Annotated in this window: 13 protein-coding genes; 12 read left to right on the forward strand and 1 reads right to left on the reverse strand. The window is 37.3% G+C overall.

Annotation, left to right across the window (positions count from 1 at the left end; genetic code table 11):
* From BLS14_RS32895 to BLS14_RS31420, 3 genes are all read left to right on the forward strand, one after another.
* Positions 1–294, forward strand: a 294-nt coding sequence (locus BLS14_RS32895) for a hypothetical protein (protein WP_176854899.1), incomplete at its 5' end; no start/stop codon positions are given.
* Positions 295–618: 324 nt separating this feature from the next.
* Positions 619–1,074 (forward strand): hypothetical protein, encoded by a 456-nt coding sequence (locus BLS14_RS31415; protein ID WP_090955721.1) that lies wholly within the window; start codon positions 619–621, stop codon positions 1,072–1,074.
* A 367-nt stretch (positions 1,075–1,441) separates the two neighbouring features.
* On the forward strand, positions 1,442–1,918 hold the full coding sequence (locus tag BLS14_RS31420; RefSeq protein ID WP_090955723.1) for a L,D-transpeptidase family protein: 477 nt from the start codon (positions 1,442–1,444) through the stop codon (positions 1,916–1,918).
* Positions 1,919–1,953: 35 nt separating this feature from the next.
* On the opposite strand, the gene BLS14_RS31425 is transcribed toward BLS14_RS31420, so the two are convergent.
* Entirely contained in the window at positions 1,954–2,772 is an 819-nt protein-coding gene (locus BLS14_RS31425; RefSeq protein WP_090955727.1) for a hypothetical protein, read from the reverse strand.
* 625 nt (positions 2,773–3,397) lie between these two features.
* Between BLS14_RS31425 and BLS14_RS31430 the strand changes: the two genes are divergently transcribed.
* The 9 genes from BLS14_RS31430 (at position 3,398) to BLS14_RS31470 (ending at position 11,649) form a co-directional block, all read left to right on the forward strand.
* Positions 3,398–3,694 (forward strand): DUF3139 domain-containing protein, encoded by a 297-nt coding sequence (locus BLS14_RS31430; protein ID WP_090955729.1) that lies wholly within the window; start codon positions 3,398–3,400, stop codon positions 3,692–3,694.
* Positions 3,695–3,822: 128 nt separating this feature from the next.
* Entirely contained in the window at positions 3,823–4,035 is a 213-nt protein-coding gene (locus BLS14_RS31435; protein WP_090955732.1) for a hypothetical protein, read from the forward strand.
* Complete coding sequence (locus BLS14_RS31440) at positions 4,029–4,322, forward strand: hypothetical protein (protein WP_176854901.1); 294 nt, start codon at positions 4,029–4,031, stop codon at positions 4,320–4,322. Before BLS14_RS31435 ends, BLS14_RS31440 begins: the two co-directional genes overlap by 7 nt.
* Before the next feature lie 13 nt (positions 4,323–4,335).
* Positions 4,336–4,665: a YolD-like family protein gene (locus BLS14_RS31445; RefSeq protein WP_090955734.1), complete on the forward strand. Its 330-nt coding sequence runs from the start codon at positions 4,336–4,338 to the stop codon at positions 4,663–4,665.
* A gap of 477 nt (positions 4,666–5,142) precedes the next feature.
* On the forward strand, positions 5,143–5,613 hold the full coding sequence (locus BLS14_RS31450; RefSeq protein ID WP_090955735.1) for an AbrB/MazE/SpoVT family DNA-binding domain-containing protein: 471 nt from the start codon (positions 5,143–5,145) through the stop codon (positions 5,611–5,613).
* Positions 5,614–5,857: 244 nt separating this feature from the next.
* The gene (locus BLS14_RS31455; protein ID WP_090955737.1) at positions 5,858–9,634 is read left to right on the forward strand and encodes a DUF4073 domain-containing protein; all 3,777 of its coding nucleotides are present in this window, start codon (positions 5,858–5,860) and stop codon (positions 9,632–9,634) included.
* A gap of 139 nt (positions 9,635–9,773) precedes the next feature.
* Positions 9,774–10,757: a hypothetical protein gene (locus BLS14_RS31460; RefSeq protein ID WP_090955739.1), complete on the forward strand. Its 984-nt coding sequence runs from the start codon at positions 9,774–9,776 to the stop codon at positions 10,755–10,757.
* Between the two features lie 368 nt (positions 10,758–11,125).
* Entirely contained in the window at positions 11,126–11,458 is a 333-nt protein-coding gene (locus BLS14_RS31465; RefSeq protein WP_090955741.1) for a sigma factor-like helix-turn-helix DNA-binding protein, read from the forward strand.
* A complete protein-coding gene (locus tag BLS14_RS31470) occupies positions 11,410–11,649 on the forward strand; it encodes a helix-turn-helix domain-containing protein (protein ID WP_090955743.1) in 240 nt (79 codons plus the stop codon). Before BLS14_RS31465 ends, BLS14_RS31470 begins: the two co-directional genes overlap by 49 nt.
* Positions 11,650–11,663: the final 14 nt, after the last annotated feature.

The following is an 11,663-nucleotide window of genomic DNA, read 5'->3' on the forward strand; positions in this document are numbered from 1 at the left end:
GAGCAGGTATCCGAACCTGAGGTCGAACCCGAGCAGGAGCAGGTATCTGAACCTGAGGTTGAACCCGAGCAGGAGCAGGTATCTGAACCTGAGGTTGAACCCGAGCAGGAGCAGGTATCTGAACCTGAGGTTGAACCCGAACCGGAGCAGGTATCTGAACCTGAGGTTGAACCCGAGCAGGAGCAGGTATCTGAACCTGAGGTTGAACCCGAGCAGGAGCAGGTATCTGAACCTGAGGTTGAACCCGATCAAGAACAGGACCCTGAATTTGAAATTGATGATGAGTCCCTATAGTCATTAATCACAGAGAGAGCACCATTTAGTCCTCGTGGCATACACATCCAACTTTTTTCATGTGTCACGAAAACATTTGTACAAATTTAGCCGCCATTATGGCGGCTTTTTTGTATTTTTCCTGTAAGTTCTGGAATGCGTCTAAAACAAGGTCGCTGTGTTTACAATCATGCACACTATCGAACTTGTCTGAATCGTGGGGCATTGTCACTCACCGATAACTATATTATTTATTTATTATACTTCTAAATTAATTTTAGTGAGATTGCTTAATTTTCATTTTAATACCTCTTCTTTTAGGTGCATAGAACAGGGGATAGGAGGTTGTATATTCATGTTGAAATCGTACCAAGTGTTTACCCAGGCGCATTCTCGACTTATACATATGTTACAAGGCAACCGAAAGAGAATTTTTCTTATGAAACTAGGCTTGAACAATCCATTTTAACTATTAGATATTTAACATCTATTATTGGCACATCTAAAACTGGAAAATCAGTTCTTTGTGAGAAAGTAATCGGGCTCGATAATATCGTTAATTTAAGTGGAAATGATTTTAAGGAAAACAATGATTTTGGGGCTGTAGTAGCTTCAAAAGTAGGAATATCATTACAAAGTAGTCATTTTGAATATACTAAGATCGAAGGTGGATTTACCTCTGAACTAACGGAGGGAAAATCCACAACTATCACAGAATCATTTCGATTTCACAAAGATAAAGTTATTCAATATTTTAAATCTAACAACTTAGTACTTGTTTTGGACGACTTTAAGACTTAAATATCGCAGTCGATTCTAGTATATCCCATTGAATTATTGTTAAAAAAGCTATAACGAGGTCTATTTTGTAGATCTCTCAATAGACCATAGTCTATACCCAATTCGTCCATTGTAAGAAATTCTTCTTTTGCATCAAGACTAAATCATTCTAAAGCTTTGACCTATATAGTAATCACAGAAAGAACCATGATGAAGAATTAACAGAAAACATAAAGAAAATTAGAGGTCTGGTTGTTATTTTGTGTTTAGAAACTCCTTATAAGTGAAGCAGAGATGATACATAAACTCTAAGAATGTGGAGCCATTCAGTGTTTTAAAAACTCCATCAAATCTGCTTAAAAAAAACTACTTATGGAGGCGTTTAACAATGGGTTATCACATTATTGCAAATTTCCCATCCAACAGAAATTACAAAGGTACACTAAAAGTTTACGACGATAGTGGTAAGTTGATTTTTGGGCCAAAAGATGCATTAGGTCGTGGATCAAATGATGAAGCAAACGGTAAAGATCATACCAACTGGAAGCTTCAGAATGCAGATATACCTACAGGCGTGGCAAATACAGTCATACATAATGTGGGGGGATCTGTTTCATCATACGGCCCACACAAGCGCGTATGGTTAAATAAAGCGGTTAGTGGGAATTTCCTCATCGCAGAAAAAAATGGACGTAGCGAGATAATGATCCATAGCGGTGATCCAGCTACAGATACATCCTTAACCTGGTATCCACTTCGTCCAACTTTAGGTTGCATTAGACTATCAAATGATGATCAAAAAGCTTTAATTGACGTACTCGTTAAAAACGGAGGTTCTGGGAAAATCACAATAAATGAAATCTAATTAACAAGGGCGGGTATATCCCGCCCTTGTTTAATTTACTTGGTTGGGTATTTATCTAGCTTGAACCATTCCTTAAACTCGTTCTTGCTTATTTTTTTTACTGGTTTTACTTTTTTACTTTCCAGGTTGTAGCGATAAAGAATCATATTATCTGAAGGATACTCGCAAATATAGTCCAAAATTGTTCCATTTTTCTGCCAGAGTATAATTCCAGTGCTTATATAATTTGTTGCTCGAGGAAGATATACAAAAGTATCATCATTGGGGTTGTAAATGGCTAACGAACTTTTCTCGGTGTCTCCGAAAGCAAAAGCGATTTGTTCTGATTTTGGTGACCAATTATAAGAAGAAACTGTTTCTATATTCTTTTTTCCTTCTTCTAATAGACGATCATTTAAATTTGTTGTTTTACCCGTTTTAAGATCCATTAAGATCAGTGTGTTTCCTGAACTGCGATGTGCTTGTATAGCAAGCCAACTGTTTGATTCAGATGCTGCAACGCTGGTAATATCCAGCAATTTATCTTCATAGTTATCAGTTTCTAAGGTGTACGTCTTCTCTCCCTGTGTTAATACAATTGAATCAATCACGGTACGTTCGAAAGTTGGGACATTTTCTCTCTCAGATGTGTTGGCAGTTAAAGTTACATTCTTACCGGACCAGGTAATTGTAGTCGAGCTGACATTTTTTTTAAACTTACTGACACTTTGATACGTTGATTTATTGACTACTGTTGATTTGGCAGATATTTGGCTTACTTGTCTGCCCATTTGATTTGAATCTGCTGTCACCGATAGAGTACTAAAACTTCCTAAAACAATTGTAGCTGTTAGTAAAACAGTTGTGTATTTCATTTGTTTACAACTCCTTCAGTTTGAGAAGCGATTTCTAGATGGTATCTTATCTCTCCTGTAATCGCCGTCTGTATAATATAAACGAAGAAAAATGTAAAATGTTTCTTTTTTTATTTCTTTTTTAGTAATACTCTTGATAAATTTTCTTCAAACAATTATTGCTTAGTTTCAATACAACTTGTATAACAATTAATGAAGTAAGGTTCTTATGAAAAACAAACTGTGATTAGGGGGATTCAATCTATGTAGGCAGCGTCAAGATTAATGTGTAAATGAACTTGACTATGGCGGTCCGGTGGAGGAGAGTATAGCCCAGTATCCATTAAGATTATGGGGAAGAGATACTTTCGCGATACGTTTAAGTTTAGGGGGACAAAATAGGAGCCATCTTTAGTGGCTCCGTTCTTTACTATGTATAGTTATTTTAAAATGCTAAAGCCTTTAAACATTTCAAAGAATTCTGACAAACTATTGAATGCTAGACCGATCAATCCAAATCCCAGTAAAAAACAAATAATTATTGAATCTGCATATCCATTGATTTTGCCATAATTCTCCACGCAATATGGACAAATGATGGCTGAGCTAATCCTTTTGATATTACTTATAGCAATCAGGAGGTAAAATGAAAAAGTATAGGACTCAATGGATAATTTCTTTTGTTATTATTATTATTGTACTTCTCTCTGGCGGTTGGTATTTAAATTATAAGTCGAGGATGCATAATTTAGAGGAAAGCCTTCGCAATTATTTGATAAATGAGAAAGGAATCGAAAGTCCCGAAATTTTAAGTATACATGCTCGAAGAAGTAAGATGCCGATGTATCCTGTTACTGTTCAATTTAAAGATGACCCGGAAGAGTATGTATATACAGATAGAGGAGGAAAGGAATGGGTTCAAGTATACCCTGATCCTAAATGAATATGTCATTACATTAGCCTCATTTGAGTATTAACTTCAATGGGGGTTTTTTCTTGTTGAATAACGAACGTATATTCGTATATAATAGCAAAAAGCAAACATGTGTTCTAATTATTGGAGGAATGAGCATGCCAGTAAAATATTTGGGTTGGTTAGTGGAGATCATTTACGAGGACCGAAGCGGAAAGATCACGAAACGTCGTATCCAGGTCAAAAGTATCCGATCCGGAATGTTTAAAGCAGATGATTTGTTGTCAGGGCAGCCACGGACTTTTAAGGAATCCGGTTTACTGGCATGCTATCCGATCAGGACGACAGCACAGGGGGTTCAAACATGTTGACGGATTATGAACGGAAGGTACTGAGGATCTTATACAACTACAGTAGTGGGCGGCGACGGCTGCCTACTATCCATGAATTGACTGTTAAAACGGGTAAGGGGGATAAAGTAGTTATGGCCGCCTTGGAGACCCTTATTACAACTGAATACATACTCTGGGAGGATAAGTCTAACACGGCCAATATTGTGATCCTGGAAGGATGGGAAAGAGAGTCGGAGAAGCCTAAGCTTCCAAAGGCACCGCCACCAGCTCTGCCAAACGAATTAAGTTATTGGACTCAATATTAAGGAGGCGTTTATTATGGCTAGCATATTGACGGCGAACGGTGTATACGAGGGATCACGGATTCCGGAACATCGTGAAGCGTACGTAAAGGCCATGAGTGAACAGGAGAGACGAGGAAAGCCTAGCCTAGACGAACAGGAAGTGAAACTGATCGAACAGGTAATTCTCGAATCATACCAAGAACTCCGAACTGTCACATTGACCGTATTCAATCCGTTCGATGATGAGGTTATGCGTGGGGTTGTCACATCAATCGACAAGCCTAGAAGGGAAATCACACTTGTCCAGGGAGAAGAGGACTACAGCTTTATCAAAATAGAAGAAATCACTTCGGCAAGCATATAAAAAACGAAATACCCACCGCTAAAGGTTGACCGCCTGCGGTGGGTTTTGCTGTTCATAATAGATGCAGTAGGCATTCAGAAATGGCTTTATACGCTAAGTCAAAATCTCCATAGTAACACCGCAACACCTAGATACCACTTACGTTTGTGAGACTTTTTATCTACTTTCTTTCCTCCATCTACCATTTTTTTAGGTGCATACTACCACTATTTAAAATCTAATTCTACATTTTATTATCTTATTAGTAATTAAGATAGGAAATCCTCATTATTCCAAAAAAGCTTGCATGGGTAAATAATTGATGCAAATTAATTTGGACGCTATCAAAAGAGAATTATCTTATGAAGATATATAAACACTTCTGATGAAACCATAATATAATCCTATATCGTGTAAAAATACTAATATTTTCTATTAAATGTATCTTCCTAAGTTTTTTTATGATATTATATGCAACAAAAAAAGGAGTAAACAGTTATGAAAAGTACAGGCATTGTTCGGAAACTGGATCAGTTAGGCCGTATTGTACTCCCTAAAGAATTACGAACGACTATGGAAATCGAAATTAAAGACCCTATTGAATTTCTAATAGCGGAGGATAAGGGTCTAATGGTTCTTCGTAAATATCAAGGTCGTACTTGTCTGTTTTGTCAGTCACCAGATGACTTAGTTTACTTCAAAGAGAAATTAATATGTGTTTCCTGTATTTCCTCTTTAGAAAGTGCGGATGTGCAAGTACAAGCTGCTGCCTCAAAGGAAGAACTCATCCTTACTCCCACTTCTAAAACAGATGTAAAGAGAAGAAAAAAGGATTCCATGGAGCGTTTACTTATTGTATTGAAGGACAATCCTGAAGCTACTCAAAATGAATTATCAACGCTTTTAGACTTGTCTCAAGGACGTATAAGTCAATTAATAAAGCTGATCAAAGAACAAAATCTTCTCTAAACGTTGTAGAGAATGTCAAGGAGGCTGATGGGATATAGATGTTCCTTTCCCAGTCTCTTTTTTTTATTTCTAAAAAAAGATTGAGCTGTGTGAGTTAGTAAAAGTAACAATATTCTATAATCCGAAGGATATTTCTGTAATTTTTATATTGTGAGAAAGTAAATTACATATTATTATTAATAGGACTTTAGATCCAACAAAATACCTAAAGTAGGAAAATAGAATTAAATCAATAGGAGGAATTATGGGAACATCAAAAAAAATCGGCGTTGCAACCATTGCAACCATAGCGCTTACACTAAGCTCAGCAATGCATTCAAATGCAAACGCATCTGTAGCCCCATTCAAAGATTTGGAAAAGGCAGCTCCTTGGGCTAAAGTCCTCATACAAGAGGCACAGGAGAAGAACCTATTGAGTGGAGATCATCAGGGCTATTTTCATCCTTTAACAGCAGTGACTCGCCAGGAGGCTGCTGCAGCTCTTGCAAAAGCCATGGGACTTCAACAAATGCCCGTCACCAAAATTTCATTCTCTGATGTTTCTGCCGACTTATGGAGCGCCAGTGCTATTGAAGCGGTGAGACAAGCAGGCTGGATGAAGGGAGATAGCCAAGGAAACTTCCGTCCAAAAGACGTCCTTTCCCGTGAAGAATTAGCCACTATTTTGGCACGTGCTACACAATCTAACACAACTGATGACACTGAGGGGGATCTTTCTACTCTTAAGGATAACCAAAAGATTTCTAATTGGGCTAAAGAATCAGTTTCCACTATGGTAACCTCTGGATTAATGACTGGAAGTAACGGAAGCTTCTATCCTCAGAATTCTGTGCTTCGTCAGGAACTAGCAGCCATTTTGCTAAGATTAGATCAAGAAACAAAGAGCAGTCATCTCCAAACGATTGATAAGATTGAAGATAATAAAGTAATAATTGGAGACAAGACATACAGTGTGAGCGATTCCTTAAAACCGTTCTTCTCTGCAAAAAATACTCCTGTACTTACCAACGCTGTGATTCGCTTTGAAGCGGTAGATGGGCAAATCTCTCAACTACTACAATTAGAATTGGTTACACCAGGAAAACCTGCAGCTTTAGGTCAATCTGAGTTTTCAGGAAATCTGGTACTAGATGGTGGAGATACTATCATTCAAAGTAATGTAAAAGTAGCTGCTGACTACATAACGATTAAAAATATAAGTATTAACGGGGATCTTGAAATCGGTAAGGAACTGAACAACGATTTCTATGCTGAGCGTATTCAAGTAAAAGGTACGACATTTGTGAATGGTGGAGATGACAATACGGTAGTTTTCGATCAATCCACATTAAAAGGAATGAATATCGCAAAAGAAGATGTGCGCGTTGAAGCGATCAATAAGACTGTAATCGATAAGGTTTACATTGAGTCTACCCTTTCTGGTTTATGGGGAGACGAGTCGATTACGTATAATAACGTAACCATTGATCCGAGTGTAACGCGTGTATCTCTATATGCTCATATAGCCAACTTAGAAATCGTTTCAGGAAGTGAAGCTATTACGTTAACTGGAAATGGAAAATTCGATTCTTTAATTATTAAAGGTGCAGGAGACGTTTCTGTTCTTAGCACAGGTCCAATTGGTTCTATTACGATTACTGATAAAACAGCCAAAGTGACACTACCTTCTAATGTTGCTATCCAATCTGTGGTATTGCCACAAGGTGTTTCTCCAGAGCAAGTGATTGAAAACTATAATGCAGTTAAATCACAGATAGTAAATATTAATGGAGCGTCTAATCCTGGCTATACTGTTCCATCTGTCGGCTCCAGTAATCCTTCGGCTGGTGGCACAAGTAGCGGTGGAACAGGAGGTGGGAATACATCCAATCCAGGTACATCACCGACACCGTCTAATCCTAACCCAGTTAGTAGAAATCCATTCGTATCCAACAACTATGAGAATAGAAAACCGGACTCGGTGGATGTAACTTCCACGGTGAACGCTACGGGTACAATTTATTATATGGCTGTTCGATTAGACGATAATGTTCAACCTACGGCAGAGCAAATCAAAAGTGGAACTCTCCCTGGGAATCTTTCATATGTAAGCGGGAGTGTTTCTGCGGTATCTAATCAACCAACGGTGTACACTTTAAATGAGCTTGATCCAAGCAATGCGTACGGCATCTGGGCATATTTTAAAAATACAGAAACGGGAGAAGAATCACGTCCTTATTTTCTTATTACAATTTCAAATTATGTTCCCAATACAGCAAATGTCTTACCATATGAGCGTAAAAATCTTAGTCAGATAAGAATTCAATTCTCAGGGGAACTGACTCCCGCAATGACGAGTACATTAAATCCTTTCGCTTTGATACAAGATGGACGGTTAAGAAACTATGGTTTTGGGTACATCCCCATTACTTCAATCAGCTGGGATTTAGATCTTCCAGATATGCCTATTTTGGAATTGAACTTCGATCCTGTTAATCTTGGAACTGATACATCATACAGATTAGACTGGTCTTATGTTAAAGATGCACTGTCTATCCAAGTAGGGTCCTCAAGACATTCATTTGGGAAATTCGGAAGCTATTCCGGACAAGATGTTGTCTCGCTAATTACGACACAACTCGCTATTGAAGCTGGAACCTCAGTCGATCCATCCAGAGCGGAAGATGTTTTGCATGTTCTTGGGGTGTATCCATCACCGTTGAACCAAGAATTAGGACTCATTGAATTTAACGCTCAATACTATCAGAAAGCCCTTGTGGAAGCTGGAACATACTCCACATTTGCTGATGTAAAGCAAATTATTTCTGCTGTAAATGCAAAATATCCTGCCCCATCAACGAATGAAGCGACTGCAATTAGAACGTTTAATAGCGCTGTTAATGCAGCAAATATGGAAGCCAATATAAAAAGATATGCAACCATTCTAAATATTGATGTTACTGGATTTGATCAGCTTCATAGTATCGCACGTAATGAGGTTGCTCAATCAATTCTTGATCAAAGAAACCACCTTCCTGAGAGTAAATTTTCTAGCATTCAAGAAATTAAGGCAGCATACGAAGAGGCGTTTTCGGGAGCTTCTGCTACTCCTGTAAATTTAAACTTTGTGGATACTGACTCAAAAGCCGGTTCTGTCGGAGGGGATATTACATGGTCACCAGGCAAAGACGAGAGCTCTGTGGTATCTTATGAACTCCTTTGGGGAACTAACGGACGAAGCACATCATCAATCGCAACCGTAGACAAGAACGCAGGTTACGGGTACAGCATATTACCAGGAACACCTATAAGTGCAGATACTACTCAGTTGTTTATTCGAGCTCTACTGCAGGATGGGACCTACACACCATCAATCTTTATCACAGTAAAAGATAAATTACCTTCAGCTCCAGAAAAACCTAATTTGACTAAAGATGAAACAAAAAACACCATAATTGGTGCTGATGCTTCAATGGAGTTCTCGGTAGATAATGGGACGACATGGATACCTTATGATGAGCTGGATCCACCAGTTTTCCCAGGTAATGCAAGAGTACAAGTTCGTTTACAAGCTGATCCAGTAAATCAAATACCAGCTGGTAAAACTGCATCTCTTTCCTTTACGGATCAAGTAGCAATACTTATTTATCACAATGATAGTACCAACACATTTGATACCATGTATATATCATCAACTATGGAATATTCATTCGATGACGGAGCAAGTTGGACATCATACGATGAAGTGAACCCACCCCAATTTCCAGGTGATCTTACCATATTGCTTCGTGAAAAAGGTGGAAGATATCTTCCGGCAGGACCTGCTAAAAGTTTTACATTTACCTCTAATGTAAATGTGAAAAAAACGGTTAATTCGCTTACACCACTGACTTCAACCCTTGAGTATTCCATGGATGGTGTAGATTGGAGCGAATTTAGTCGTGGTCTAGTTTTATCCTTTCAAGTAGGTGATACTGTCGAGGTTCGTGAGGCAGCTCGAGGTCCATTTCCAGCAGGGACAGCGACCACAATTATCTTTTAATTGAGAGCCACTATTAAACTCCATTCGCTGTATAAGCGAATGGAGTTTGATTTATAGGTTTAAAGAATTCAGTATCGTTATTCCATAAATCTAACATACTACGCAAAATTTATTATTTTAAAAAGGTAAGGAGTTTATTATGTTACGTACTTTTCTTCTAAATAGCTGCAATGAACTAATAGAAGCATCGATACATTATGTTAACAATGATTTAAAATCGTTAACCAATCAAAAAATTCCTATACAGTACGAGATACAAAATGCAATCAAGTTCAATGCCCGGAGTGTTTTTCATCAAGACCAATACTCATTAATCTTTTATTCAGAGTTTTTTGATAGAATATACAATGCATTTAACACACTCTTATATCGAGAAAATATTACGTTTTATCAAATAATTTCGTTCGGTAATGAGGCTTATGAGGAAAACAAAGCACAGCTATATTTAGACATTTTATTTGATCTTGCTTGTAGACTCATTATTAATCACGAATTAGGGCATATATTTAATGGGCATCTAAAATTTAAAAAACATCATGGTCAATCTCCTATCATGTATATGAACGAGGATCAAAATGATTTGTCTCCACTTGTAAGTCAAGCACTAGAACTAAATGCAGATGCCTTCGCAGCCACAAGAAGCATTGGTGTAATGACTTATGAATCCAATATAGCTAAGTATAACGAGATCATTCCTAATTTAATTAAAAATAAGTCTCATGCTTTTCTCCTAACCGTAGTAGCTGCTGTAATTGTTTTTTCTATCCAAGGATTAGGAAGAAAACGTGATAAACTCGATTTGCAACAACTAAAATATTTGCCTCTAAGAACACGCCAAGACTATTATCTCAGATGTGCAATCAATGCTCATCAGACTATGAATTCTAATGAGCCTTTGGCATTTGATATCCATTTTTTGAGAGAAGTTGTTCCTAACATCGAGCAATATTTGAATTTATATAATCATCATGCACTGGGCTTTGATGCAGATGAGTACAGTAACGCCAATAATTTAGATGAGTTAAGTACTGTCTATTTAGAACATTGTGATACTTTAGATTCCTTCTGGGCACAAAATATGCGAGAACGACTAAAGCCGTTTTCTTATTTTCCACCTGCATGATTTAGTTTGTTACCTCTATTTATAATGGTTCCCCCTTAAATTAGGGGGGGGGGGTTTGTCCATTTCTGCTTGTTAGTACAAGAATTCTCTGTACAATTAATCATTAGTCCACTAATAACGCTCTATACAATCGAAGTTACAAATATACTAATATAATACATAAACGATATAAATTATATTGCGTAACGTTACGTTATATTATATAATATAGTTAGGTCTTACATAAGTTAGAGTATACATTTAAATTTTAGGATTCGTATGGATCCTAACTCTCCCTATCCCACCCGAAACATCGTGTATTTAGTAATTCATACTGTCTTCATATTCAACCAAAGACTATTGTTTCTAAAAATTCAGGGGTGATTAGAATGCAAACCACAAAGGAAAGATACAGTTTAGAATTAAGAAGATTAGCATGGAGGTTACAATATCGAACTAAAATTACGTCTAACAAGGAGTTTGGTTCATTGTATGATTGTAACTCCATTGAATCATTCGAAGGTCATTCAATATCTAAATTTTATGTACAGGATATTTTAAATCTCATTTCCACAGATATCGGCAGGAAAATTATACGTTCCATTTATATAGAAGGGAAATCAGAGAAAGAAATCGCACTTGAGCTAAATATAAGTCAGCAGGCGGTGAACAAATGGAAAAGAAAATCGTTAAAATTGATATCAGCGAAACTGACTTCGTAAAATTGGTACAACGTTCTAAAGAAGGTGACCATGAAGCATTTTTGCAAATAGTTGATTTATTTGAAGAAGAGATGATAGAACTAGCCAAGTACATTAAAATGCCAAAAGAAGATGTCCTTCAAAGCTTGAAGTTAGGTTTATTGGAGCTAATTGTAGATCCTTTACAAGAGGAGAGGAAGGAGCAGAGTTAAATCAAAAAGGCTGA

This window comes from Paenibacillus sp. OK060, assembly GCF_900101205.1.
Lineage (GTDB): Bacteria > Bacillota > Bacilli > Paenibacillales > Paenibacillaceae > Paenibacillus > Paenibacillus marchantiae.

Bases quoted from the DNA above. Each gene is read 5' to 3' on its own strand.
- BLS14_RS31420 (WP_090955723.1), top strand. From the start codon at position 1,442: ATGGGTTATCACATTATTGCAAATTTCCCATCCAACAGAAATTACAAA.
- BLS14_RS31425 (WP_090955727.1), bottom strand. From the start codon at position 2,772: ATGAAATACACAACTGTTTTACTAACAGCTACAATTGTTTTAGGAAGT.
- BLS14_RS31430 (WP_090955729.1), top strand. From the start codon at position 3,398: ATGAAAAAGTATAGGACTCAATGGATAATTTCTTTTGTTATTATTATT.
- BLS14_RS31435 (WP_090955732.1), top strand. From the start codon at position 3,823: ATGCCAGTAAAATATTTGGGTTGGTTAGTGGAGATCATTTACGAGGAC.
- BLS14_RS31440 (WP_176854901.1), top strand. From the start codon at position 4,029: ATGTTGACGGATTATGAACGGAAGGTACTGAGGATCTTATACAACTAC.
- BLS14_RS31445 (WP_090955734.1), top strand. From the start codon at position 4,336: ATGGCTAGCATATTGACGGCGAACGGTGTATACGAGGGATCACGGATT.
- BLS14_RS31450 (WP_090955735.1), top strand. From the start codon at position 5,143: ATGAAAAGTACAGGCATTGTTCGGAAACTGGATCAGTTAGGCCGTATT.
- BLS14_RS31455 (WP_090955737.1), top strand. From the start codon at position 5,858: ATGGGAACATCAAAAAAAATCGGCGTTGCAACCATTGCAACCATAGCG.
- BLS14_RS31460 (WP_090955739.1), top strand. From the start codon at position 9,774: ATGTTACGTACTTTTCTTCTAAATAGCTGCAATGAACTAATAGAAGCA.
- BLS14_RS31465 (WP_090955741.1), top strand. From the start codon at position 11,126: ATGCAAACCACAAAGGAAAGATACAGTTTAGAATTAAGAAGATTAGCA.
- BLS14_RS31470 (WP_090955743.1), top strand. From the start codon at position 11,410: ATGGAAAAGAAAATCGTTAAAATTGATATCAGCGAAACTGACTTCGTA.